Origin of the sequence: Hahella sp. HN01 (assembly GCF_018986435.1) — a bacterium.
Classification (GTDB): Bacteria; Pseudomonadota; Gammaproteobacteria; order Pseudomonadales; family Oleiphilaceae; genus Hahella.
Map to the genome: position 1 here is coordinate 129,013 of NZ_JAHMIN010000014.1, position 26,161 is coordinate 155,173.

The 26,161-nt window shown below is 51.3% G+C and carries 25 protein-coding genes; 8 read left to right on the top strand and 17 right to left on the bottom strand.

The window, feature by feature from the left end; genetic code table 11:
- Positions 1 to 188 precede the first annotated feature (188 nt).
- From KP814_RS15320 to KP814_RS15340, 5 genes are all read right to left on the bottom strand, one after another.
- Positions 189 to 911 carry an SMI1/KNR4 family protein gene (locus KP814_RS15320; protein ID WP_216737578.1) on the bottom strand — a complete coding sequence of 241 codons (723 nt, stop codon included), beginning with the start codon at positions 909 to 911 and terminating at the stop codon, positions 189 to 191.
- 16 nt (positions 912 to 927) lie between these two features.
- Positions 928 to 1,893, bottom strand: a complete 966-nt coding sequence (locus KP814_RS15325) for an RHS repeat-associated core domain-containing protein (protein ID WP_216737579.1) — start codon at positions 1,891 to 1,893, stop codon at positions 928 to 930.
- A gap of 25 nt (positions 1,894 to 1,918) precedes the next feature.
- A complete protein-coding gene (locus KP814_RS15330) occupies positions 1,919 to 5,959 on the bottom strand; it encodes an RHS repeat domain-containing protein (RefSeq protein WP_216737580.1) in 4,041 nt (1,346 codons plus the stop codon).
- An 820-nt stretch (positions 5,960 to 6,779) separates the two neighbouring features.
- Entirely contained in the window at positions 6,780 to 7,313 is a 534-nt protein-coding gene (locus tag KP814_RS15335) for a hypothetical protein (protein ID WP_216737581.1), read from the bottom strand.
- Positions 7,314 to 7,389: 76 nt separating this feature from the next.
- Positions 7,390 to 8,460: a hypothetical protein gene (locus KP814_RS15340; RefSeq protein ID WP_216737582.1), complete on the bottom strand. Its 1,071-nt coding sequence runs from the start codon at positions 8,458 to 8,460 to the stop codon at positions 7,390 to 7,392.
- Positions 8,461 to 9,207: 747 nt separating this feature from the next.
- Between KP814_RS15340 and dcm the strand changes: the two genes are divergently transcribed.
- Genes dcm through KP814_RS15375 form a run of 7 tightly spaced genes read left to right on the top strand, consistent with a single transcriptional unit; the run spans position 9,208 to position 16,985 of the window.
- Positions 9,208 to 10,473: a DNA (cytosine-5-)-methyltransferase gene (gene dcm / locus KP814_RS15345; RefSeq protein ID WP_216737583.1), complete on the top strand. Its 1,266-nt coding sequence runs from the start codon at positions 9,208 to 9,210 to the stop codon at positions 10,471 to 10,473.
- Between the two features lie 35 nt (positions 10,474 to 10,508).
- Positions 10,509 to 10,919 carry a DNA mismatch endonuclease Vsr gene (locus KP814_RS15350; RefSeq protein ID WP_253938400.1) on the top strand — a complete coding sequence of 137 codons (411 nt, stop codon included), beginning with the start codon at positions 10,509 to 10,511 and terminating at the stop codon, positions 10,917 to 10,919.
- Positions 10,916 to 12,151, top strand: coding sequence for a type II restriction endonuclease (locus KP814_RS15355; protein ID WP_216737585.1), 1,236 nt, complete (start codon positions 10,916 to 10,918; stop codon positions 12,149 to 12,151). The genes KP814_RS15350 and KP814_RS15355 overlap by 4 nt, the downstream gene beginning before the upstream one ends.
- Positions 12,151 to 14,055: a DEAD/DEAH box helicase gene (locus KP814_RS15360; protein ID WP_216737586.1), complete on the top strand. Its 1,905-nt coding sequence runs from the start codon at positions 12,151 to 12,153 to the stop codon at positions 14,053 to 14,055. Before KP814_RS15355 ends, KP814_RS15360 begins: the two co-directional genes overlap by 1 nt.
- Positions 14,056 to 14,058: 3 nt before the next feature.
- The gene (locus KP814_RS15365) at positions 14,059 to 14,469 is read left to right on the top strand and encodes an EcoRII N-terminal effector-binding domain-containing protein (protein WP_216737587.1); all 411 of its coding nucleotides are present in this window, start codon (positions 14,059 to 14,061) and stop codon (positions 14,467 to 14,469) included.
- Between the two features lie 18 nt (positions 14,470 to 14,487).
- Entirely contained in the window at positions 14,488 to 16,095 is a 1,608-nt protein-coding gene (locus KP814_RS15370; protein WP_216737588.1) for an ATP-binding protein, read from the top strand.
- Positions 16,092 to 16,985, top strand: coding sequence for an HNH endonuclease (locus tag KP814_RS15375; protein WP_216737589.1), 894 nt, complete (start codon positions 16,092 to 16,094; stop codon positions 16,983 to 16,985). The genes KP814_RS15370 and KP814_RS15375 overlap by 4 nt, the downstream gene beginning before the upstream one ends.
- A gap of 164 nt (positions 16,986 to 17,149) precedes the next feature.
- Here KP814_RS15375 and KP814_RS15380 read toward each other — a convergent pair whose 3' ends face one another.
- On the bottom strand, positions 17,150 to 17,479 hold the full coding sequence (locus tag KP814_RS15380; RefSeq protein ID WP_216737590.1) for a hypothetical protein: 330 nt from the start codon (positions 17,477 to 17,479) through the stop codon (positions 17,150 to 17,152).
- 89 nt (positions 17,480 to 17,568) lie between these two features.
- On the opposite strand from KP814_RS15380, the gene KP814_RS15385 reads away from it, so the two are divergent.
- Positions 17,569 to 17,901, top strand: a complete 333-nt coding sequence (locus KP814_RS15385) for a hypothetical protein (protein ID WP_216737591.1) — start codon at positions 17,569 to 17,571, stop codon at positions 17,899 to 17,901.
- A gap of 236 nt (positions 17,902 to 18,137) precedes the next feature.
- On the opposite strand, the gene KP814_RS32815 is transcribed toward KP814_RS15385, so the two are convergent.
- The 11 genes from KP814_RS32815 to KP814_RS15440 form a co-directional block, all read right to left on the bottom strand.
- Entirely contained in the window at positions 18,138 to 18,665 is a 528-nt protein-coding gene (locus KP814_RS32815; protein WP_253938401.1) for a hypothetical protein, read from the bottom strand.
- Positions 18,665 to 19,069, bottom strand: a complete 405-nt coding sequence (locus KP814_RS15395) for a DUF5675 family protein (protein ID WP_216737592.1) — start codon at positions 19,067 to 19,069, stop codon at positions 18,665 to 18,667. The genes KP814_RS32815 and KP814_RS15395 overlap by 1 nt, the downstream gene beginning before the upstream one ends.
- An 18-nt stretch (positions 19,070 to 19,087) precedes the next feature.
- Positions 19,088 to 19,378 carry a DUF6127 family protein gene (locus KP814_RS15400; RefSeq protein ID WP_011399364.1) on the bottom strand — a complete coding sequence of 97 codons (291 nt, stop codon included), beginning with the start codon at positions 19,376 to 19,378 and terminating at the stop codon, positions 19,088 to 19,090.
- 59 nt (positions 19,379 to 19,437) lie between these two features.
- A complete protein-coding gene (locus KP814_RS15405; protein ID WP_216737593.1) occupies positions 19,438 to 19,791 on the bottom strand; it encodes a DUF2793 domain-containing protein in 354 nt (117 codons plus the stop codon).
- Positions 19,791 to 21,977, bottom strand: coding sequence for a phage tail protein (locus KP814_RS15410; RefSeq protein WP_216737594.1), 2,187 nt, complete (start codon positions 21,975 to 21,977; stop codon positions 19,791 to 19,793). The genes KP814_RS15405 and KP814_RS15410 overlap by 1 nt, the downstream gene beginning before the upstream one ends.
- Positions 21,967 to 22,182 (bottom strand): hypothetical protein, encoded by a 216-nt coding sequence (locus KP814_RS15415; RefSeq protein ID WP_216737595.1) that lies wholly within the window; start codon positions 22,180 to 22,182, stop codon positions 21,967 to 21,969. The genes KP814_RS15410 and KP814_RS15415 overlap by 11 nt, the downstream gene beginning before the upstream one ends.
- On the bottom strand, positions 22,179 to 22,412 hold the full coding sequence (locus KP814_RS15420) for a hypothetical protein (protein WP_011399368.1): 234 nt from the start codon (positions 22,410 to 22,412) through the stop codon (positions 22,179 to 22,181). Before KP814_RS15420 ends, KP814_RS15415 begins: the two co-directional genes overlap by 4 nt.
- A 9-nt stretch (positions 22,413 to 22,421) precedes the next feature.
- The gene (locus KP814_RS15425; RefSeq protein ID WP_216737596.1) at positions 22,422 to 23,231 is read right to left on the bottom strand and encodes a phage BR0599 family protein; all 810 of its coding nucleotides are present in this window, start codon (positions 23,229 to 23,231) and stop codon (positions 22,422 to 22,424) included.
- Positions 23,228 to 24,919: a hypothetical protein gene (locus tag KP814_RS15430; RefSeq protein WP_216737597.1), complete on the bottom strand. Its 1,692-nt coding sequence runs from the start codon at positions 24,917 to 24,919 to the stop codon at positions 23,228 to 23,230. Before KP814_RS15430 ends, KP814_RS15425 begins: the two co-directional genes overlap by 4 nt.
- A gap of 2 nt (positions 24,920 to 24,921) precedes the next feature.
- A complete protein-coding gene (locus KP814_RS15435) occupies positions 24,922 to 25,854 on the bottom strand; it encodes a hypothetical protein (RefSeq protein ID WP_216737598.1) in 933 nt (310 codons plus the stop codon).
- The coding region (locus KP814_RS15440) for a hypothetical protein (protein ID WP_216737599.1) at positions 25,854 to 26,161 on the bottom strand (308 nt) is incomplete at its 5' end. The genes KP814_RS15440 and KP814_RS15435, both read right to left, overlap by 1 nt.

Here is a 26,161-nt window from a genome sequence, read left to right on the forward strand (position 1 = left end):
AGCAAACCTTGTTGAAAGGGGTATTTACAAGTGCTGTGGGTCTGGGCTTGCTATTTCAGGTTGCTTCCAAATGTCTGAGAATAGCTGAGGATTGCCCGTTTCCTCCGTTACCCGATACCTATAAGTTTGTATAGAAGGTAACGCCACCTTGCGATTAAGGTGGCGTAAAGTATAGAAAAATATCTAAATCATCTGTTTTTTTTTCTCTCAATATCCTCTAGCAGTACAACCACTTCCTTATGCTCATCAAAAAATTCCGCATTTCTTCGCGCCAATTCAATAGAGCTTTTAATTGGGACATTTTTTTCATTCAAAAATATTATTATACTTTTAGCCCCTGCTATAGCAGCTCTCTCCATTAGGTTTCTTCCATACTCATCAGAATCATCAATTCTCAGGCCTGCTCCTAACAATTTTGAAAGTAAAGATACATCATCATTATCAATGCAGCTTGAAAGTTCATTTTCAGCTATTCCACTACCAGGACTCAAACTTCCCAAAAAGCTGGAAAAGTTTGGAGATAATCTCTTAAGTTTTCCATAGCCACCACTAGACTCATGGTCCCAGAATAGAACCGCACCTCCTCCTGACTCAGAGAGATCAATAACCAATTGATTCCCAAAAGGATCTGCAAAAACGGGAAGATATATCTCACCTATATCATGCTTAAACAGGTTATATTTTTTGTCCAGTCTGGAACTATCGGGCCCATTATGTATTCCGTATCCAATATGAATATAGTCTTCGCCTTCACCCGGAATAGAAAACCTCCTGTTCTCAGGTATACCTCCATTATAACTCATCAAATACTTATAAAAGTCCTGCGGCAAATTTCCTGGAATAGCCAGCCTAAATTTATCCAAGGATAATTTATCAACAAATCCATATTTGTTTGCATCTATGATATTCATAAGCCTTAATCTCTAATCAAATAGCAACACAACTAGAGCCTGTATCTATATAGCTACGCGAATAGTCAGAATCTTTTAGCAAAGCACTTGTATCACCGCTTATCGGAAATGAGTAGGGCTCAACATTCGGAAGAAGATCGTCCGCCTCAAGTGTGCCAAACATTATATCAAAAGGGTTAGCCATCGAGGCCCCAAACTCTATCCAGTCCTCCGCACTAGCGTTAGAAACCATGCTTAACAATGCGGCAATAGCTTTTAGAACTGCAACACCTCCTGAATGACGTGTTGCGTCATGTATATCGGTTGGCACTAACTGCATTGTCGTCGCGTCTTCAACATGATGCCACGTGTAATTGTCGGGCGTCTTTTTTAGTCCTGCGGCAGCGTTAGCTAACGCTTCGTCTATGGCTCTATTTCCCGTCATCTTTATTTTCACTGATGCTTTCGCCACACTAGAAAAATCTGGAAAGCCTTTACTATTATAAGGAATACCTGTCTTCGGATGCTTGGTCCCTGCGTATCTCTTATTTATTATACGCATCGTCTTCCACGCATCTTCAATTTTCCCAAAAGGACTCTTGCCTGTGGGATCGGTATACTTATAAGGGTTATTAAAAGAGTAACCATACCTATTAAAGTGTTTTAGACCGCCAGCGTTATATCCGACGGAATCCACTGCGAGAAACCGTCCAACCACAGGATCGTAATAGCGCGCGTTGAGGTACGCTAATCCGGTATTGTTGTCATGCAGTTTGCCTGTGTAGCCGACCCTTTCGCCAGCTGCAGCGCCGGACTTGACCACTTTCTCTCCGAACGGGGCATAGGTTTCACGCCAGATGACGTTGCCCCCCTCATCTGTGGCCGCGACTGGCGATCCGAGATTATCGTGGTGTAAATATTTAACTCGTATGGCTGCGCTCGCAAAGGACGAGAGCAGCATCAACAACAGAGCGGATAGTGAAATAAACTTCCTAAAATCCATGTCTTTTACCTTTCTGTATCCTTGCTTAGTTTGGGAAGATAGAGGCTGGCCACTCGGTTGAATCTCGGAGTCGGCTCATGGTGTCGTAGTCGATTTCCCAATAAAAGCTCGTTTGGGGCACACCTCCAATGGTCATATAGAATCTTTCCGCCTTATCGAAATCAAACTCAAAGGAGATGAGATGAAGTTTGGCGAATAAGCTGGCGGGGATATCCCCCTGAAAGGCTATGGATAGGTGGCGTTTGCCTGTCGTTCCGGTTCTTGCTGTAAGATTTATAAGCTTGACCTGATAATTGTCACTATCAATCATGTCACTGGAGATTGAGCCATATGGTATGAGGCCACCGCTATATCCAATCGAGGCGTTGTCTTTAAAAGGGGTTACAACAAAGCTGGTGGGCTCGGTCGTCGTCTCAGGCGGCTCAATGTCCTGCTCTATTTCCGTCACAACCTTGCCATCAAACATTACATAGTTGGTGGCGACCAGATTCACCGTATCCTCTTCATAGAGAAGGCTTCCCGACATAGAGTGTGCCTGGTAGATGCCTTTGTCCTCATGAATTTCCAGTGCGCGCAAGCCATGGCCGTCATACTCATAATCAATATCGACTTGCGGAACATTGGCGACCGGACTGCTATTAGTGACGATACTCAACATGTCGCCAGAGTGGTCATAGGTCATGGTGAAACGACCATTATTCACCACGTTACCATATCCATCATATTGGAACGCGTAGGGTATCCCCGTTGTACTTTTCAGTCGGTTGGAGCCCGCATCGTATACATAGCCGATTGATCCCAAATTACCCAGACTTTTGGAAATCAGATTATCTTTGTGGTCATAGGTAAAGCTACCAGTTCCCCACACCCCATTGGCTGTTTTCAGACGCCCCAAACCGTCATAGGTCAGGCCCGATACAGACTGATTACTGTCGACATAATTGGTGATGGCGGTAATGTTGCCCAATGCGTCAAAACCGTAGCCTAGATTGCTGGCGACCACTCCGCCTTTGGCGCTGGTGGTATGACTCACAAATCGACGATCATTCAGTGTCTGAGCGACAACCTGGCCGTTTCCATACTGGTAGTTGCTGGGCGTTCCAGTGGGGTGATACGACACGCCATTGACCAATTCACCGACCGGAGAATTAACTCTGGTCACCTGCCCCAGATCATTGACATCGTATTCAACATAGAAGTCATTCGGATAAACTATCCTGCGCAGAAAGCCACTGTCATCATATTCATAATCCAAGGTGAATATTTTGGGGTCGAGCACCGTAATGGTCAGAGTTTCCTTGTCCAAATTTCCTGCTGGAGTGTAATCGTAACTCCAGCTTGTCATGCCTTTGGTCAGGGTTTTAAGCAGACCATTCATATAGTAGTAATAAACAACATCATGTCCGGTCGGATAATCTATTTTCTGTAAGCTGTTATTTGGATAGTAGGAATAAGTCGTGGTTCCAACACCGGCTAGATCCCTAGTGCGTAGGTTACCAGCGGCATCATAGGTGAAGGTCACCGGATTACGCTCAGGTTCATTGATAGTTTTTAACCTGTGAGAGCCAGCGTAATAACCATAGCTGCGTGTAACGCCACCTTGATTAACAGATGTAATGTCTCCCGTCTTATTTCTATTGAGGGTGGTCACTTGACGATCCTCTCCAGCAATATCCTGTACAACATAGCGGCTCCAGGTTTTTTCTGGAGAGCCAAACCCTTCCATTAGTGTTGCGGTTTTGTACCCTTCAGCATCAGTGGCAGTCGTAGCATAGTCAAATTCGAACCCCATAAGGTAGCCAGCGCATGAGGAACCATAGCAATATTGGGTTACACCATTGTCTACCGTGGTGGTCTCAGTTAGTGCCCGGTTCAGCGCGTCATATGTTGTGCGAACCCCATGTTCTTCATTAACGTTGAATGAAGGATAAGAGCTAAAGACCACTCGACCTGCCGCATCATACTCAGTACGGGTATAGGTTGGCGTAACGCCCGCACCTTCCTGCCAAATCAAATAAGGACGCCCCAACCCATCAAGCATAGCTTCTTTGCGATATTGCGAACCTTCTCGAGCTTCAGCCACCTTATTCGCTTCGTAGGAATAAAAGGTAGGAGCAATGCCAGGAGGACTTACTTTTGTTGTGCGGTTTAACCCATCATACTCATAATAAGTTCGATACCCCTCCTGATCCTCCTCCCACTGAACTGTGCCGCTCGGATTCACTTCCCTGTGAATAGAGCCCGACAACGGATGTTCTTCTAACGTAGAAACGCCACGAAAGTAGTTCAAGTAGAAGGTTCGTTGCACGCCCCGCATGTTCGTATATTCTTTTTTATACAGATCACCGGACTCATGGTAAGCGTAGCTTTCTGTAATGCCATTAATAGTCGTAGACTCTACTCGCCCTTTCTCACTGTATGAATAACTGTTTATCCAAGACTCGCCGTTGTCGCCTTCGACTTTAACCTGGAGAGGAAATCCAATTAGCTGAGGCTTCGATACGGATTCCCATTGCTGGTTCAGGTAAGTTTTGCGGGTAACTCGACTTTTACCGCCGGTCATTTCCTTTATGGTTTGAGGCTGGTAGTAACTGGTGAAATCCGCATATTGGGTCACATACTTCCCGTCTACAACCACTTTGCTCAGCATCAATGGCGTGACACTCTTAATGGCGTACAAATCTTTTATATTCAAGTTCGCGCCATAAAACCGCCCTACTTTCCCCCAGGTGTCATACGTGTATTCAATCGTGCGCAGCGGATTTCCGCCTGAGGGTTCGAATACCTTGACCGAATACAGCTGCCCCTCTCTGGCTTTTCGATCATCGTTGATGCTGTTGTTGGTGTGCCAGAATACTTTTTCAGTTTTGGCGGAAGGGGAAACGCTGACCGTTTTCCAGAAGCGGTCGTTGTCGAACCATACATCGTCATAACTGAACGTGGTGACGGAATCTTTTAATGCCGCTCCCTTCAACGTTCTTTTCGAAAGGGAGTACTGGCCCACGCCTCTGGGGTGTTGAGTGGTGGAGATCACCTCGTAGTCATAGATAATCGTCGCGCCTGACGGCACAGTGATAGAGCGCAGTTTCTTGCCTTTCTTGTCCGTGTAGGTGAAGCCCCAGGTCGTATTATCGGGAAGCGTCACGGTTTTCAATCCGTCTTGAACCTGCTTGCCCCACTCTTCCTTGTAATAGTGGCTATACTTCCACACCCGGTTGCCTGTCGATTCGTGAACGACGATTTCCGTTAGGGGAGGCGGCACTCCCGCCGATGAATTACGGCCATAGCCCCAGGACGAAGTCACATTCTCCTGGGTGGCCTCGCCATAATTGAAGTCAACGAGTCGTCCGTCATTGGTGGTAATCTGCTTGGGAAACACATGCTCCTTCGCGGAGATGGTCGCCCCCTCGCATTTCTCCCGTTCGCCATTTGGCAGGTTGGGCTTGGCGCATTCGCCATTTTTGACGTAATCGGTGGAGACCTTACGGTGGTATTTGTATTTGATCCAGTTGCCGTAGGCGTCGGTGACGGAAGACGCGTAAACCATGAGCTGATGCGCTTCGTTGAACTCCATGGGGCCGTCTGACTTCTGGCTCTGATCAAACACATAGGTTTTGCCGTCTGGAGAGTAGGCGGTAACATTAAGACCGTCAACCTTGCCTTTCCAGCCCGCCTCGCCCCGAACCGAGCGTAACTCCCCGTCCTTTATGACCAGCGGCACCGAGCGCTTGCCAGATATTTCAAGAGTGACTCCGCTTACCTCATTCTCACCCCAGCAATGCTGCCCCTTGTCTCCGTGGTCCTTACATTCCTTCCAGTATTTCACCACATAGGAAACGCGAGGAACATCAATGGACCACGGTCCCAGTATTTCCTTCCCGTGATCCGCCAGATTATAGGAGCGGTAAATGTCGATATTCATTCCGCCCTGTCCAGGCAGGGATAATTCTCTGATAGACCATCTAACGTCCCCTGTGAACTCGTCTATCTCCTCCCCCGATATTACAGCGCTTCCTCCATCTGCAGCGGAGAGAAAAGTGTTCTCTATTTGATCGCTTTCAGCCAAGGCCACTCCCGTCGTCATAACCAGCGGAGCGAACCATTTCCATATATGCTTGTTCCTGAGCATAGCTTCCTCAATAAAACTTCATGTTAATAAAGGCGATAGCAATGATTATGCTTGATGGTTGAACTGGGTATTAAGCAGGCGAACCACAAAGCAATCAAAGTTGTATTTCAGAATAAAGAAGAAAAGAAAGCAGGGAGAATAAGGAATGTATGTTTCGATAGCGTCCCTGCCGTCTCTTTTTCTCTCAGATACTCAAAGACATGATTCGGGCTTTAATAGCTCGAATTTTCAATGTTTGAGCACTGTTTCCATTTAGCGAGCGGCATATTAATAAATTTTGAACCTGATTAGAAGTCTCCTTAGTCGAACAAGGAATATGCAATATAAGTTGCCATTAAACACAATGTCAAATGCATTTTTATTCCTAGGCTATCCTTTTCCCATAATGCTCCGGTACTCAGGGTACGGCACTTAGCGACATAAAGTGACGCTAAACAGATATAAATTGCTAGGAGGGAAGCGGTAGATTGTGCTGGTTGCTAATTGGCAGTACGCCGGTAGCTCTAGAGTTCATCAGATCAAGCGCTCGATTAATGAATATCTTTAGCTATTGGGGGAAGGGATGCCGAACGGCTGGAGGTCATGATTGTTAGACTTTACTAAATCACTCATCATGGAGCGAGATTGGATATTCGCTGGACAGTGCTCAGCGCAAGCCATTTATTAAGCGGAGGGGCAGAGAAATCCTAAAGCTGAGCTTTGCATAGGCTAGCGGAATAACAGAATTCATGAGGATGAGATCTCCAAGCCTGGTCGTTCATTGCACCAACTTACCAAGGCAACGAGTAACACGGATTTTTGTGGAGCTCCCAAGGACATCACGAACAACAAATACGCGATATTGATCATTACTACTTATTTGATGAGGTTGATGATATCCAAGGCGGTTAAGATTTACACGAATTTGCTCAACGCTAGCACACTCATCTTGTACATGTTTCGTTAAAAGAGATGGTTGCGATTCTGCATCCTTACGATATGTACTGCTAATTTCTTTTGAAATGTAATTTTCAACCTTTGGGGTTACCTGCTTGGTGGTGGGGGTAACGCTGGTCCCGGCAATATTATCCCTATCTATATTTTGGGCTACCTGCCTATTGGTTATACTGGCAGTACTATCGCTATCTTCTGATATACCCTTAAACAAGCTCATCAACCCTGATATAGCAAGCATTAATGCGAGAAAGACGGCCATTAGTGTTGCTACTGGTCTTTCACGGAATTTCGAGGAACTAAAACTAAGGTTTCCCGCAGTAAGCACAAACATAAAAGCATCTACTATTCTTTTCATCAGCCGCCTCAAAGAAGTATAAATTCAACTCACACAACATCTAGAATAGCTGACATAAAAATCGGCCTAATATGACTCAATGTGCTGGACATTCCATCTCCATTAAAGACGCATAATCAGAACTCTGCTTTTCCGACAGATTAATTACCCGTTGTTGCTCCAGCATCAATCTTGTTCTTCGAAGCCCTTCATTTATATCTTCATCCGGTTCCACCAGCAGGTTATCAGCACGCCTATATAATGCCTGAGCACAAGCGATACTCCCTTCAAACTCCTCACACACCCCAAGATTATAAAGAAGGTTATAATTACCAGTCGGTATCAACCCATAATACATCCCTCTCCAGATATTGCATGCTCTATCCATGCGATTGGCTTCTGCAAACTCCACAGCTCCTTTAAATTTCTCTTGAAGTACGTCGGAGAGGGTATCATCATCGCTCTTTATAATCACATCCATATTCTTATGATATGGTGCCATATCAAGCCTGATGTCTTGCAAGGCATTCTTACGTGCAATTGCAACCAGGCCGTTATCGGAATAGTTAATTTCATTGTAATCGCAAGAAGAGGCCGTAGAATTACCTGAATAACTCTTGGAATAAACAATTCTTGATTTTTCTACATCGATCAACTTTGGAATAACGGTAAAAGTGGCAGTGCGAATATCACAATATATAGTTTTATATGACCAACGAGTGCATTTACCTTTATCATTTCTACTTGAGCAATAATTAACTTCTTTCTTTTCCTTTACTTTGTGAACTCCGCTCTGCGTGACCTCTCCCAAGAGAACACCTTCAACCCCAAGAGTTCGCCCAATGCTCGATATTTTATTAGTACTATCTAAAGAGTTCGCATTTCGTGAATACCGCCCAGTTAAGTTTTTCATTACCGAGTGGTCCATTATCTTAAAATATGGGATATCGCGACTTCGAGCTTCAATCAATAGACTTTCAAGCTCCTTTACTGTCACTGCACCATCTGGTCCAGAGAAATCAAATATTGCAATATGGCGTATATTTTCTCCGGCCAGAACCCTGGGGGCAAACTCCCCTTTAATAGAAACTGTTGTGGAGCATCCAGTAACTGATACAATAAGACCTACTACGATCGACCTCAATCTCCAGTCCATTTTGGCACGCATAGATTACTCCTCCATCCTAGACGCAAAATTGCCACCCAAGCCGATCGACAAACCAAACATCCACACTCCCTTTACCTTTTCGCTCAAGGTTTCCATAAATCCAGATTAGTCCATACCCAGAAAATTAAAAGCCCTGAATTGCATACATTTACTTCAGGTCTCTCTATCTCGCCATTACATATAAAAATCAATCATTCAATAAAAAAAACAAAACAACACAATATTGCAAATTAGCTTTTACAAACAAAAGGCATTCCGACTTTTCAAGTTATTTCTATCATGAAAAATAGAGTACTCAATCTCGCCTGAATAGTATTTAGCCCCCTCATACGAGGAGGGCTATTAATTTACAACGAATTAGGCTCTCATGTCCCCCTATATACAAAGACAAACAACAGGAAAAATTCGCCCCTCCAGAACGGACATATTACGGCCAGCCCAAGGATACTCTGAACACCTCACAATTTTTGAAATGCCTCCCCACGGGCGGTCATCTATGTGAGCAGGCTCGACGCAGCGGATTGAGCAGATTTTTGTAAATACAGTATTAGAGGAGAAGCGAGGAATCAAACTTCCTGCCCATTTCCCAATCCCGGTAGCAACGTATTTACCTTAAGCCCTTCGACTCGCTGGATTGGTCAACCCGGTACTACGTTTAACACCCTTGGAGGGACAGGCCCAAACATTCTTGATGCAGGGCGAAAGACAGGGCACAATGTCCGCAAAAATTCCCAGACGAGCATTCAAATGACACCTGCCCAACCACTAGAGCTGCTTAAGCAGGCTCGTAACAGATTCACCCAACGCGAAATAGCAGAGTACATTGGCAAGGACACCAAAACCGTGAGGCGCTGGGAAAAGGGCGAAACACCTTGTCCAGCCATGCTCGAACCCGCATTGCGCAACCTGATGCAGCAGCCAGTTATGGACACATCGGAAGGAAATCACAGCTTCAGCTTCATCGATCTTTTCGCTGGCATCGGAGGTATCCGAATGGGCTTCGAGGCCCACGGAGGTAAATGCGTCTTTACCAGCGAATGGAATGACTTCTCGAAAAAAACTTATCTGGAGAACTACGGAGACCACCATCCTTTTGTTGGCGACATCGTGCCATATCCGGCTGAAGACGTACCTGATCATGATGTATTACTTGGTGGATTTCCTTGCCAGCCGTTCAGTATCGCCGGTGTGAGCAAGAAAAATTCGCTGGGGAGACCTCATGGCTTTGAATGCACAACGCAAGGAACACTGTTTTTTGACGTGGCCCGGATCATTGCCACCAAGCGTCCCAAGGCGTTCCTGCTGGAAAACGTCAAGAACCTGCTTTCACATGACAAGGGACGTACCTTTGACGTAATCCTGCAAACGCTTAGGGATGAGCTTGGCTATGACGTGCATTACAAGTTAATTGATGGCCAGCACTTCACGCCACAGCACCGGGAGCGAATCATCATTGTCGGTTTCCGTGAGAAAACTGGTTTCTCATGGAATGACCTGATGCTGCCACAAGAGGGCCCTCGCCTTGCGTCAATCCTGCATAAAACCGATGGTACAGAGCCGGTCATTCCCTGGGACAACGATCGCTTTTTCGATCACGACAAACGCGTTGTACAGCCTCGATATACGCTGACACCAAACCTTTGGACCTACCTGCAAGCCTATGCAGAAAAGCACCGTGCCGCTGGCAATGGGTTCGGTTTCGGTATGGTCTATCCTGATAGTGTCACTCGCACGCTGTCCGCCCGGTACTATAAGGATGGATCTGAAATACTGGTATGGCAGGGCAAGAATAAACGCCCCCGTCGCCTGACACCCCGTGAGTGCGCCCGTCTGATGGGCTTTCCTGACTCTTTCCAGATACCTGTTAGCGATACACAGGCTTATCGTCAGTTTGGTAACAGTGTCGTCATGCCAGTGATGCAGGAAGTCGCCCGTATCATGGCGCCACACATACACGCACTGATTGCTCATGACCGGGACGGCACTCCGTTCCCGTTGCCATTGTTCGCCTGATGGTTGACGTCGTAGACAGTGCAACACGTAGCAGAATGATGTCGGGCATACGTGGACGCAACACAAAACCGGAAATTCTGATTCGCAGCCTGCTGCACCGCCAAGGCTTCCGGTTCCGCCTTCATGTCCGCGATCTGCCGGGTAAACCAGATATCGTTCTACCTCGTTACCGTGCGGTAATATTTGTTCATGGATGCTTCTGGCATGGGCACGACTGCCCTCTGTTCAAGTGGCCGAAAACCCGTCCAGACTTCTGGCGCGAGAAGATCGGCCGTAACCGGGCAAATGACGACCTGGCCATGGAAACCCTGCTGGCAGATGGCTGGCGAGTAGGCACTATATGGGAATGCGCCCTGCGCGGCGCAGGGAAAGATATCGAGGGAGTAGCAAAGGACCTTGCTGACTGGCTTCGCAGCAACACATCATTGATTGAGGTGAAGAAATGAAGCGAGGGTATCTATCGGAGTATTTTGAAGGAGTGGCTGCCAAGAGACTAAGCGCAGTAGAGGCTGACGAAACGCGTTCAAACCAGCATGAATACCATGCCACAAAGCAGGTCCAGTCATTCCTTGGCAGCCCTGAAGAGAAAACGAAAATACCAGCCCGTTTTCTCTACCTTACGGACGATGACCCCGAACCTATAGTTGAAGATGCATTCCTGACGCTCTACAACTGCCGAAAAGGTAAACCACGCGCCCCGGAATATCATTTGTACTTCCCCACTACGAACGTGTCCCAAAACGCCAGTGAGGGTGATCTTCTTGTCATCGCAAAGAAGCGTGACGGCGACCTGTTGGTCATCATCGCCGAGAATGCTTCAAGCATTGGGCGGCAGATTGAGTGGCTATTCGGTTTTGCCGACTTGGCGCACCCCGGCTTTTCCGTCAAATCCGAGCTTGAAACGGAGCAGGACCGTATCGAATTTGCCTCGCGGTTCATTCTGGAAAATATTGGGATTCCAGTTGAGACGTCCGAGGACACCTACCTTGATGACATGCTTTCCCGCTTCTCTGGCCGCTTCCCAACTACCCGCGCATTTTCGGCCTATGCGCGATCAACCCTCAAAGATCTCTCCCCACTAGATCAGCCAGACCTTGTTCTGATGACATGGATGGAGCGGGAGGAAATCCTTTTCCGCACGCTTGAGCGCTACCTCATCGCCGACCGGCTATCACAGGGATTTACAAGTGAGGAAAATGCTGCGGTTGCTGACGTTGATGGCTTTTTGTCATTCTCCCTTTCTGTACAAAATCGGCGCAAGAGTCGTGTTGGACTTGCCCTGGAAAATCACCTCGAGTTACTACTGAAGGAGAACGGCCTGCGCTATACTCGAACAGCGGCCACCGAGAACAAGTCGAAGCCTGATTTCCTGTTCCCGGGAGAGAAGGAATACCATGACCCGACGTTTGATCCGCTAAGGCTCACAATGCTTGGTGTCAAATCAACCTGCAAGGACCGCTGGCGTCAGGTGCTTGCTGAAGCCAACCGAATTAATGAAAAACATCTGCTGACGTTAGAAACGGCAATTTCCACGAACCAGACTGACGAAATGGCAGCAAGGCGGCTACAGCTTATCTTACCCCGAAGTCTGCACCAGACTTATACGCAGGCCCAACAAGCGTGGCTCATGGATGTGGAAGCATTCATTGGTTTGGTACAACAGCGCCAGGGCAATTAATGGAGTCCATTTTGGAACAAACTAAATGGGATGTGAGAGGAAAGGAGCTGCGGCTAGTCGAACCTGCAGGTAACATCCGCGTTCCCTCTGTTGATGAAATATACTCGGCTCTCGTAGAGAACAGGGCCACTGAGAATGGGATGCCGTCGAGCGTAGTTGGTCTTCGGGTTTCTCGCTACCCACTACTACCACGGCTGTCAATTGAAGAAAGCGTCAATGGAATCCCTATTTATTCAATTACCGGAAAGTGTCGAGGCTCGCTTCATTCGCTTGAATTAACAGACCTTGAGCGAGGCCATGTCATTCTGAATAACACCTGGTATCCAATTGATCCGTCAACGGGTACCGAGGTCCTGGAGTTGTTACGCGCCACTGGTGTAGAGCCAGGCCCTGTCCGTTCATTGAAGTCATTCCTTCACATTCGCAAGGCAGCTGCCTCTGGCGGACCAGTTGACGACGCCACAGCCATGCGTTCGGTATCGCCCAGTGCATTCATTCCAGCCAGTGACGACACACCTTATGGTGTTGAAGCAAAACTATATCCTTATCAGCTATTGGGATGGCGATGGCTAAAATTTCTGTTGTCAGAAGGGAGTGGCGGATTACTCGCTGACGAGATGGGCCTAGGAAAGACCCTGCAGGTTATTGCGGCATTGAGTGACGCTGGCGAAGGCCCTCTTCGGCCTTCGCTAATCATCGCGCCAGGGTCGCTGCTTGAGAACTGGTGTCGAGAGATCAACAAGTTTGCGCCACAGCTAAAAGTCCTGAAGCATCACGGACCATCCAGAACTGGCCGCCCCGCAGATCTTTCCGTATACGACGTGGTCGTTACCTCATACGACATAGTCGTGGGAGACAATAGCCTGCTTAACATGATCTGCTGGAAAACCGTCGTGCTTGATGAGGCGCAGTTCATCCGAAATCCTTATGCCCAACGCACCAAGGCAGTAAAGCATCTGCAACGAGAGGCAGGTCTCGCAGTAACAGGTACGCCAATCGAGAATCAACTTCTCGATGTCTGGTCAATCATGGACTTTGTGTATCCCGGATATCTTGGCGACGCAAGATCTTTCGAGAAGAACTATTTAAATAGCAAGGACGGCGCAGCTCAGCTTGAACCCCTGATTTCTCCTTTGATATTACGAAGACGCGTCGCAGAGGTAGCACAAGACTTGCCTCCTCGTATAGACATCCCCCAACTACTTGAGCTGGACGAATCCGAGGCCGCTGTATATGACGCAGAGCGCCGGCGTATATATGCTGAATACGGTTCAGCCGCTACACTTGTCGCGCTGACTTCTCTCCGGCGGTTTTGTGCACACCCCAGCCTGATGGGTGGAAGTTTCGATACGGCTGATCCAATGATATTTTCAAAATTCCGGCGGCTCGATGAGATCATTGAGGAGATTTTCGAGCGGAATGAAAAAGTGCTGATCTTCACATCCTTCACGGCGATGGCGGACATCATTGCGCGACATGTAGTGAACCACTTCGGCGCATTCGCAGGGGTCATAGATGGACGTCTTGCAATCGAAGAGCGACAGCCGATGATAGACCGGTTTGGATCCATACGAGGTGGGGCGGCACTGGTTCTTAACCCTAAGGCAGGGGGTGCTGGCCTCAACATTGTCGCAGCCAATCACGTGGTCCATTACAACCCTGAGTGGAACCCTGCCCTGGAAGACCAAGCGTCGGCGCGCGCCCATCGGCGCGGCCAGGAACTTCCAGTCACAGTTCACCGCCTGCTGGTTGCAGACACCGTTGAGGACGTAGTAAACGACCGGCTGTCAAGAAAAAGGACTCTCTCAAATGCTGCAATCGTTGGCATAGAAGGGAGTGATCAGGACTACGGCGACATCATCGAAGCTCTAAGCCGCTCGCCGTCGAAGCAAGAGAGGAAATAGGGAATGGAGCGTCAGATAGCGAAGATATTGAGCGCGAATGATACTGGCGAGACGGGAACCCATCAGGCCGGTATTCTCGTCCCAAAGGAGCGAGATCTACTGTCATTTTTTCCAGAACTGGATCAAGGGCAGTACAACCCTCGAGTTCATCTGCGTTTCCTCGACAATGGAGGCACCTTCTGGGAGTTCGCCTTCATCTATTACAACAATGCTTTATTTGACGGGACACGTAACGAGTATCGGCTCACACGGATGACAAAATATATTCGGCAAGCAGGACTCATCGCTGGAGACGAGTTAATTCTCTCACGGGATGGCGACCGATATTTTGTATCACACCGCAGGGAGCGGACGCCGGAGCGTTCTGGGGGTGTGCTTAAACTCGGTACAGGCTGGCGCATTGTTCCGATCTAACACAACAGGAATACAGGTATGAAAGACATCGAAGAAATAGAGCTTCAACCCGATCCAGAACGCGTCATCGTTGGCCTCCGGGACACAGGGTACGAATTCAACACCGCAGTTGCCGATATCGTTGATAACTCAATCGCTGCAAATGCCGCGAAGGTTGTACTCGATCTATCTGCCGATTTTAGGGGGAATATCCGGCTGACAATCGCAGATAACGGTGACGGCATGGACCGTCAGGCATTGCTCGATGCCATGCGTTATGGTTCCAAGGCAAGGCCAAATCCTGCAAGCCTTGGAAAATACGGTCTTGGCCTTAAAACGGCTTCGACTGCGTTCTGCAAGCGCCTGTCTGTGATCTCCCGTCCCGATGGAAAAACTCCAGCCCTCATGGCAACGTGGGATTTGCACCATGTCGCCGAAGTAAATAAATGGTCACTTCTTGTCAGTGACAAGTGTGATGAGGAGTCACTTGAATCGCTAGAAAACGTTGCTCCTGGCGGTTCTGGAACGGTAGTGCTTTGGGAAGACGTTGATCGTTTGATCAAGGACTATTCGAGCCCATCAGGAAAGCCAGCGCAGAAAGCTCTCAAGGCAAAGGAAGACGCCCTTCGCCAACACCTTTCGATGATTTATCAGAGGTTTCTGGATCCAAACGACACACGCGCTCAAAACGTAAGCATTGAACTTAACGGAGTGCCTGTCGTTGCCTGGGATCCGTTTCAGAGAGGTCTATCCGAACTCTTGGCCGAAGAGACGCTGCAAGTACAAATGGAGGGCGACAAAGAGGCTTCTTTCACCGTAAGAGCTTTCATCCTGCCTCGCAGGGAGGAGTTCCCCAACGACGAGCTCGCTAAAAAAGCGATGCTCACCAACGACCGGCAAGGTATCTACATCTATCGCGAAAACCGGCTTATTCATGATGCCGACTGGTTAGGACTCTATCAGAAAGAGCCTCACATCACGCAACTGCGTGTTGAGTTTTCATTTGATCACCGCTTGGATGATGCTTTCCATCTTGACATCAAAAAGTCCCAGATCATTTTGAATGAGGATTTAGCTTCATGGTTGCAAGGGTCATTTCTTCCCGCGCCCAGGCGGGAAGCAAACAAGCGCTCAAGGGAAGGACAACAGAAGTTAATCTCCAAAAAGGGGAGCGGCGCACATGACACCTCGAACAATAATATCCGCAATAGAGAGGCTGCGGCAGGTGGTCCAAAGGTGGGGGCTGTTGATCCAGAAAAGGGTACTGCTGAGATCGACAACAAACATGGCAGAACTCGTCTGAAACTAACAATCACTACTGCCAAACGCCCTGGTGAGGTCTTCGTGCAACCAGTCGATGGGATTAACAATGGCCTGCTATTTCAACCAGCGATCATTGATAAACACAAAGCCGTGCAGATCAACACCAGCCATCCCTACTACCATAAGGTCTATGTCCCAAATCTAAACCGTAGTGTGACGATGCAGGGCCTGGATTCACTAATGTGGGCGCTTTCGGTTGCAGAGCTTTCGACAGTACAGGATGGAACGGCCGCAATGTTCCAGGATATGCGTTATGAGATTTCACGTATTCTTGAGAAACTGGTAGATACGCTTCCTGATTCTAACGATGGGGAAGACGAATGACGATATTTGATCCGCGTGCGTTCGCGGAAATGATTTCTACAGAAACAGGGCTAGGATTTGAAGGATCGGAAGGCCGAACCAACCAAGGAAACCGCTTCCTGGAACTGACTCCAGTAGGGTATCCACCAGGTCAGACCTTCTCCATTTGCGTCGAGATCGGATGGAGGCGAATCGACGTGCGTTTTAAGTTCGGAAGTTTCGCTGGAGAACTGATGTCGTCAGTTCGCTCGGTTGATGCATCAGGGCGCCACGTATTCCGGGCTGTGCTCGACGCATGCAGCAACGTGGGCGCCGATGTTGTGTTGAACTTAAATGGCGCGATTCGAAGCCACAGGGACGATGCCATGTGGGACGAGTCATGGCGTAGCTTCGAATTTGCTGTCGGCAAGGGAATGCTCGCAATCAATGAAGGGAACGACACGGCAGACATGCATCTGATAGAAGAGTGGACTATCCGAGTCGCTGCAGCTGTTATCGCCCTTTTACCTGTCGAGGAAGATGGTGAGGAAAGTTTTGACGTACATGGCTTGCCAGAGGGAGCCAAAGTGCGAATTGAGGTCAATCGCTATGAGCGTGACCGACGTAACCGTGCCGCAGCGTTAGCGATACACGGGCACAGGTGTATGGCATGCGACACAGACATGGCTGAACTGTATGGACCAGTCGCCGAGGGGTTGATAGAGGTCCATCATGTTGTACCAGTCTCGCAGGTTGGTCCAGAGTACATCATTGATCCCAGGTCTGATCTCGTACCGCTATGCCCTGATTGCCATGCTGTGGCGCACCGACGATCACCTCCGTACTCGGTCAAGGAGCTACAGAACATGCTACGCCGTGATTGTGGCAATCCCAAAATTAGCCCTCCCGTTCAACCTGGGCGGCGAAGGTAAATACAGAAACCAACCAGGTGTTGGTTCAAATTGGGTACCGCGGAGCAAAGCGGGAAGTATTTGGCTGTAAACTTATTATCGGCATCTGATTTGGAGCGCACTGAGCTTCCTTCCTGGACGCCTGGAGAATAGCGCGGCTCTCACCGCGCAAGTGTCCGGACGCGCTAAAAAGAATAGGGTAGTCTCCCCGTTCGGCAGTATCGGCGGACAGCCAGGGTCTCGCGGCATCCCTCGTAGACCCGCTTGAACTGCAACATCTGATAAGCCAGTAGCGCGAATACACCCGCCAAGAAAAACGCCATCGGGTCAGAATCCCACTTGTTGACCAGCAAGTGATGGCTCAACTTCTGTAGCTCTCCAGTATGATAGAGATAGAAAAACATACCGCCCACAGATACCATGAATCCCCGCATTATCTCGCCTGTAAGGGCGATTACCTGATCGGGCAGCCACTCAATGAACTGAGTGAATAAAGCGCGAAGTTTTGTACTCATAGACTGTTCCTCAGATAGTTATTATCTCAGACAGAATACTACGAAACCCAATGGATCAACGCGCATAAGATGCTGAAAAGTGCGACTTTGTGCAAAAACGCAAAGGCGGGAGAACCTCTATCGGCGTCAGCCCTTCTGCGGCGGATTACCCGAAAAATATCGGCTTTGGCAGGGGCTACCACCAAAAAATCGGATATAACCGTATCGGCCAGACCATTATCGACCGGATAAACGTACTGCATAAGAGCCTATACAAAGCGGAAAGCAAGTTTATCGATTCCGGGTATTTGGGCGAAACCATGAACAAGGAAATTATTCTGCGTGCTGAATCCTTATTGTCCAAGATCGGCGACCGTAGCGATATCTACCGGCAGAAGTATGCGCCTCTAATCGTGGACAAAAGGATTCAGAAGATTGCTTGAAGCTGCGCGTCTAGCTTTCCCACAACAACGTCAAGAACTGAGTGAGCTTACAGGCGGGACGGGAAATCTTTGGCGCGATGCCCAGGGAAGGATATCCAAGATAGGAAGCGGAGAGAAGCTACGCTTAAAAGGAAAGTGGAGTAAGCGGAAGTTGGAAGTGAGGATAAGGACGAAAGTTACTCATCCGCCTCTGTATTGGACTGCCGATTAATTCGTTGGCTCAGCGGTATCGACATTCACTTACGAGGACTACTCGGCCTTGACCCAAACCACCAAGTAACGGCCGTCGTTGTCAGAAATAACATCTGCGCGATGGCCTCTTTGTACAAGACCATTAAATCGACCGGGCTCAGCGTGCCAACGCCACCGAGATGACGGCTAATATTCAGGGTCACAAACGTCGCCAGAACAAGCAGATAGACAGTAATCAGCGGTCGCATTAGGCCTCGGATAGCGTCCACAAACCACATCCCATAAGTCTGGCTCTGCTCTTTAAGCCCATCCTTGAACGCCGCGGTCTCCGCGATATCTCGGTTTATCCTTCCTTCCGTGTCCGCTTTTAGAATCTGCTTGTCAGCCAGCGCCAGTTCATGGTTGTACTGAAGCTCTGCTTCCTGTTTGCGAAGCGTGGCCATTTTCAGCTCATAGGTGAGTCTGAACTGTTGATCCTTGCGTTCTTCTCGTTTGGTTAACCAGCTTCCAAACATGCCCACCAACGCGCCTAATCCTGAGGAGGAGAACAGCGCCAGCAATCCTTCCAGCATTAGTGTTCCCCTTGAATGGTCAGCCGCAGTGGCTCTCTGTTGAGCAGTTCGGTGAAAGCATGAAGGGCTGAGCGAGAGTTAAGAACGGCGGGTTTACCAGAGAGCCAGCCACGGCGATCGCCAATCAGAAGGCATCCCTGTGTGTGAGTGACAATATTGCCATTGTGAATCAGGATGCCCGTTCTGTCCGGTACATCCTGCAGCCAGTAAACCTTCTTGTACTTGCCGCTGCTGGAGCGCTCCATAAAGGTCGCGTCATAGACGCCGGCGGGAATACAGCTCACCTTCGGCCGGTTATCTAACCAGGGCCGCTCAAGGATCTGAAACGTCGCCCCTTTCACTGTCAGCGTACTGAGAATACACCCCGAGTGAATTTCATCGCGGATCATCATTGCCTCAATCATCGTTTGCTCCTTGCGCGATCAAGACTGAAACAGTTTCAACTTAATCGCCGCACCGACCAAAAATGCCGCTAACAACCCGGTCGTCATGGCTTTCACCAGCGTGCGCCAGGCCGTGCGTCGAGCATCGCGCCAAGCTTCAAGCAAGTCTCGTAGTTCTCTGATGTCACGAGCGGCATGACCGTTCTCCAAGCCAAGATGAGATAGCACGCGCAAGGCGCCTTTTTCCGCAGCATGATCGAGTAATTCGTCCAGTTCTTCCCGCCGCAACAGCAGGATATCTTCGGGCACAGAGAGATTCGTCTCCGTCATTAGGGAACTCCAAAGAAAGTTTAAATCGTTGTCTTAAATGGGATGGGACGCTGTCGGCGTCAGAGCGAGACGCCGACGCTCCAATCCGTTCCGGTGTAAGCGCAAAGCTTGGCTTCCTCTTCCACAAAGCACAGCCAGCCCGTTTTAGGCGTGTAATAGTCCCAGGTGTTTTGAATACGGACGGCGACCTGGCCGGCCTTGTCTTTCCATTCCCCGGTCGCGTTGACGGGAATCAGATAACGATCGCCGTCCTGAGCCGTAGCAGGTGGCGCGCTCAGGTGTCGCCCTTTCACGGATAAGCTCACCAACGCGCCCAGGCGTTTAAGGTTGGCGTCCATCCCCGCAGCCCATCCCGATTCCCCCGTGCTCCAACCGTAGTTCAATCCAAGATTGGGRTCAGTACGYGCAGACATTAATGCCCTCCATAATATTGGTCATAGTTAAGGCCATACCCCGCGCGCTCGACACTGATGTTGTGTTTTTGCCAACTGGCGAGCCCATTCCTCATGGCTTCTAAAGTGATGAATAGACGCCCATTGGGACGCCCCAGYCCGGTATCTGTTATTTCCTGMTCYATTGAATAAGTCAGAGAGGTTTCCTGCAGAGAGGGAACGGAGAGAATCCGGCGCTTGGTTTCGCCATACACGCTCAAGGCGTAAGTCACGCCCGGCTCAGGCCCAATATTCCCCATGCTTTGAGACGTTAATTCCACTGTTTGCGTGAGGCGATCACGATGCGCCCACGAGACCGTTAAGGCCCCGGTGATGACGTCAGGATAGGCGGCGCCGTTAACTTTCAGATTGCCTGGCGGATAAGGTCGATCCTGACGCCGATTCATCGATAGAGAGTCGACAGGCGCGGAATCCAGCGCCAGGGTTCCTTTTCCGGTCACGGTCAGCAAGCGCGCATCCACCTTTTCGCCAGCGGCGTATTCCGTAGCGTCCACGCCCTGAAACCCATCCGCAAACCAAAGGCGACTGCCTGCAGGATGCGCCACGGGCACGGTATCGAGCACGCCACGCAACAGGGTGAGACTGCGCTGCGACAGGTCCATCGCAGTCACCGCCACGACCTCATCGTTCAAATAGGCGTACCCGCCAATCTCCACCAAGTCGAGATCGCGCTCTTCTATGACCATCACTGTCGTCTTTACCTGAGGGCCAATCTCATCGGCCAATACCGCGGAAGGACAGAACTCCCCCTGATCGCGCCGTTGGTAATGGGGCGCGGTATGCGACTTACTGTGCAGCTCATAATTGAGCGCCCCGGATGAGGGACGCACCGCCAACGTCTGCAGATAACCATCAGACGGCTCCAGATACTCCAGGTCCGCAGGCTTTAATGACCTTACAAGGTCCCAGTATGGGGCTTCCACCAAGCGTCGGTATGGGGAGGTTGATGGCGCTGGGACAGGATCGCTCCATCCCGTTGGCTGAGCGGAGGTGTAACTGGCTGCGGGTAAGCCAAACACGTCTTCAACCGCTTCAATATGAATCGCGCCCTGGGTCAGGGTTCCGCCATCGATGGCGGCGATGCGTAATACCAGTGACTCAATGCCTAATGCCGGCCACGTGAGGATAAACACCTCTCCCGGCGCCAGCCGCCATCCATTGCGGTTTACCTTGAGACGGACCTTCGCCAGAGGTGTGGAGACGGCGGTTAAGTCGCGCATGGCCACCCGGGACGCCAGCACATCTGATGTAATGCCGGGATAGCGCCGGGTCTGTGACACCACTGCGCCCTGGGCCTGGATATTGGCCAGGTCCTGCACTGTCACACTGGTTTCCTTGAAACTCTCTGGATGGGTGTAGATCAGCACCAGCTCGTTGGTGGTTTCTCCCCAGGCCGCTCGCTGAAAGCTCTCCAGCTCGATCACAGCGTTCGGACCAAAAACCGGTAAGGATGACTGCGCATAGTTGGCCCGCACCAGCTTCAGCACAAAGCGCCCATTGGTGGGAGAAGTCGTCAGAACGCCGCCAATATGATCCAGCACCTCTTTCACAAACTGCTCGATTTTACTTTGCTGCGACCAGATCAGGCTTAACCCGAAGCCTTCCTGATACAACGCATCGGCCGCCGCCCGAAAACCTCCGTCATCCAGACTGATGGCGGGATATCCCATGCCCCATACGGAATTGGTCAGACACTCGTAAAGGATATGGGCGGGGTTGGCGGCGCCATGGATCTCCGCCTTGTCGGGATACCAGGCCCTAAAGCAACGCTTCACCCGCACCGCCCAGGGTTTGATATAGGGATTGTTGGCGGCGAGGCAGACCTGCCTCAGAATGAGGCTGAACAACCCGCGATAGGCGGGCTGAGGTTCTCCCAGGACGACTTTAAGGTAGTCGTTGGGTTGTTGCGTTTCTTCTCCAAACGCCGCATCCACGGAGCCATAGACGCCGCCCTCACGCTTGTCGCCGCCAAACAACTCTTTCTCGTTGAGCTGAAGTCGCCCACTACTTTTGAGGTCGCCTTTCCAGGCTTGGCGATCGCCGACCTGAATTTCGGTGAGGGCGTCCACCGGGCCGTGGCAGATCGCCAAGTGCATCCCGAGGTAGTATCGATACCCAACGGTGACCGACTTACTGCTACCGCCCATCCTGTTCCTCGTCTCGACGTATTCGCGCCTGAGCTACGACCGCTTGCGCCATGACGTCGCCGGTGGCCAGCAATGTCCGCGCCGGCAATCCCGCTTCCAAAAACCGGGACCAGTCCAACCCATGGCGAGCGAACCAGGCGCGGCCGCCGCGATTGCAATAGCCCAGCGCCCGCATATCGGCGTGAGTGACTGTCAGCGACATCATTTCTTACCGCCTTTGGATTTGATGGGCGTGGTGCGCAAATCGCCGTACCAGACCACATTAGCGCTGCGCACCAGCACTGTCCCAAACACCACGGGAATGGGACGCCCCTCGTCGGCGGTGGGCGCGTCTAAGTCCTTTAACTCCGCCGCCGGCGGTTGCGGCGGTTTGGGCGCCAGCGCGTACTGAACCAGTGTGGCGACAATCCACACAACGATTTGCATCCAAGGCATGAAAGGTCCTCAGTAAATTGGGCTGCCGCCGAAGGGGTTCTTGGAGGGAATAAAGGGAAAGCCGCCGTAGTTCAGACTATTGCCGAACTTGGCCTCACAGGTCGTTAACGAGTGGTCGCAGCCTGGGTACAACATCACCGCTGCGCCAACGCGAAGACCAGGCGGCGCTGTGGACAGCGTGATCGCGTCGCCACTCTGGCCGACAATCATGCGCTTTTCCGTCAGCCCCTCGGCGGGCCAGGTGGCGAATCCTCCCGCGAAATAGCCGTCCGCATAGTCAGCTGCTGCGGCGACGCGAATGACAGGGCCTTCCAGAGCCATCACATTCCCCTTAATGCGATGCGCCGTGGGACTGGCTCCGCAGGCCGCGCCATAGAGCGCATGGGGACAGTTGCGTTGATACAGACGACGCAAGCCCGTTCGTTGCAAACTGGTATAGACAGGTTCGCAATTGAACTCCACTTCAGAGCCGCGCCATTCCGCATTCAGCACCCGTCCCATCCACACGGGAACCGTCTCCGAGTCATCTCTATGCCGTCGGTATACGGTCAACAACGTCACTTCAGAAGGCGGCGTGGAAATAAACGCTTGAGCCACCGCCACATCCCGGGGCAAGGTGACGCGAAAACCTGCGCGTCCGCTTTGCGCGCTGCGCTCTATCACGCCGCGCTTGAGTGCAATGGCGGAATAGACAAACGCGTTAAAGCGTTCATCCCTGGCGGCGCTGGTATAACGCCAGACGCGCGTGCCCCGGCGAAACTCATAGAGCTCGACCGGACAGGCTTCGTCCGTCGATGTCTCTCGGTCTGCGTAACTCATAGATCGTCCCGTAAACTCATTAAGGGCAAACTGACTTCCGCCAGCGCATCGGTGTGGTGGGAWATTTCGACGGCGTCAGCATCCAGGCGCATGAGCGTCATAAAAGAAATGCGAGCGATATCCGCGGGGGAAAGAGAAACGCCAAGCGGTTGRTCCARTGCAATCAGCTCACGCTGCGCGTCCACCTCAGAGGCGCCGGTAATACGACGATAGAAGCGTTCTCCAGAAACYGTCTGAATAAGCARATCACGTCGTCCCGCCCAGGCGGCGGGGCCTGCGGCGTAACCTCTGTTATCGATGGTCCAGGCCGCATCCTGCGCTCCAAATGGCGCGACGACGGCGATGTCYGATTGAAAACTGGGAAGCCAGAARGGCTTCAACCGTCCTGCCCGGGCCGCCAGCCAGCGCCTGAAMTCCGCAATGGCGGGACGTCCCGCCAACAGCCARCGATGGACGCGCCGACGTCGATCGACCCCGGTCAGGTCGTCCACCACTCGGCGTCCGGTCAGATAATCCAACTCCCGAAGGTCTCGCATTATCGAGGCGTCCAAATCATCACGCCAATTTGGMGGGACACTAAGCACGGGATAACCCAGGTAGTCAGGCTCTTCCGTCATTGCAATCAGCGCGCATTCTTCCTCCAACCGAAACTGAGTTTTGGCGGCGACAATGGCGTCGGTCACGTAGGACAGATTCTGGCTACTCCCCACGCGAGCGGAGTGTACCGGCGCTATTCGGGTTCCAGCGGGCCAGCTTTGCTCCAGGGGCCGTTTAAGGTGCAATTGGTTTGGCTCGACCACGGCGATCTCCGCAAACTCCGCACGCAAATCGTGTACGAGCGTCAGCAAGCCGCCGACCGCATAATCACGGTGCAACGTATCGATGGAAAGCGTCTGGACGCCGGCGGCGATGGGGGTTGCGGAAACGGCGGCGTCTATCCACCATGGCAGTCCATACACGCGCGCTTGCCAAGAGATAAGCAGGTTCTCCATCATCACACGGGGGCGGTCCACACCTGCCAACACTCGGTATTCCAGCATGCGTCGGGGATGCGCCCGCACTCTGACTCGCTGTTCCACGCCAGAGTGGGAGCGCATCACATCAGTGAGCCACTCCAGGCGTTCAATCACCGGCTCAGACCAGTCCGGCGAGAGCGTCCAGCCGACAATGCGTCGTCCTGTCACCTCTAACGTGGGCGTATCCGAGCTAAATAAAAACCGAAATCGCGCCTCCACCTGCGGCGGCCCATTGGGCGCCACTGACAGCGAATAGCGGCGCGACTCCAAGGCGCCAAACTGCGTCGGTGGCGAAGCCGGCCCGGTCAGCGTCATGCCTTCGGCGGCTTCGCGCGCCACGGAGTCGAGCGTCTGGGGCTGCATGTGCGCATTCCAGACTTCTATCTCACGCATCTGCACCGAGGCCACGCTGCCCAGGTCAATGCGCTCAGGCAGAACATGCACCCGGTGATACCAGTCCACGCCAAAGCTTCCGGCGATCGCCCCTTTTAGGGGGATTCGCGGCGTAAACGTGGCGGCTTTGCGTTGTGAGCGTGTCGACGCAGGGCTGGCAATGGCGCTCACGTCGGGCGGCCAGGCAGGCAGCGCGAGATGCTCCATGGCCTGCGCCAAGCGTGGGTTGTTCCATACCCCGTGACAGGACGCGGGGATAAAGCCTTCTACAGCGGTCATGGTCAGGGACCGTCATAGCGTACGGCGAAACCAAACGTGCCCGTCGAGAGCCGCGATCCCGCAGAACTGCCATAGGAGCCATTAGGACTCTGAATGTCTTTTTCCCACCAGGGGAACACTTTCCAGCGCTCGCCCCCTAACGTGAGAATATCCCCGGCGTTGTAGTAATTGAGACGCAGGCTGCGCCAGTGCTCCAAATGCCCTAACAGTGAAATGTAGCCATCTGAGCGCGGCAACCATAACCACATCGGCGTCATCACCGATTGCTGGCTCCAACTGTTGGGTTGCCGCATCTGAATGGGATGCGCGTATTGGGGAAAAGACGGCCAGATCGTATTGTTGGCGTTCGCGCCGGGCCAGATATTCCCGTCCACCCGACAGTGCAGGAAACTCGCCCGATAGTGTTGAAAGCCGTTGGAATAAGAATCTGTATTGCGGGTGTTCCAAAACGGCGCAGCAGGAGATCGCCAATAGCCCGCCCGGTATTGGCCTTCACCCGCCTGCGTTGGCGTGAAATAGAACCCGTTCGTCGATTTGGCGGCCATGCAGTGGGACGCCGCAAACCAATTGCCGCCCTCCCAGGCGCCATACTTCTGAATGTCGCCAAAAGCTATCCACTGATGCCGGGACACGGTGTAATTAACAACACAAAGCAGCAGGTCGGGCGAATCATGGGCGAACAAATGATAAGTGGCTGGCCACGCGGAGCTGGGAAGCCAGATACGCGCCTTTTGCGGACAAGGATCGACGCTGAAATCCGCGCTGTTGGCGCCGGCGATAACCACTTGGTCGGGATCAGCCAATGTCAGACTCACATGATTGACGCCTTTACTGAGCGAATCCCCCTGAATGCGCCAGCCATTGGCTTCGGCAAACAGCATCATGGCGTCCCTCAGCGCGGAGTTAGAACCGACCTGACCGGTTTCATACGCCATTACGCCAGCCTCAGCGCAAAATAGTCGCGTACGCCCGTGCGAAACACATCCTGGACCACCAGATGCTCGACGCCGTCGGCAACGACAGTGCTTTCCACCGCGTTGGCGAACCCCGGCACAAAATACACGCCGTCCAGTTCGCCGTAGGTATTGGCGGAATCATTGAGCACAATCGGCATGAGCGGATAATGGCCTTCCGTGTCGCGGGTGATCACGCTGTTATTCCAGGGCCAGCTTTCTGGCTGACGCCATTCGCCGTCGATGAAGCGGAATTTGAAGTTCGCGCGATTGCCTTTGTAGGGTAAAA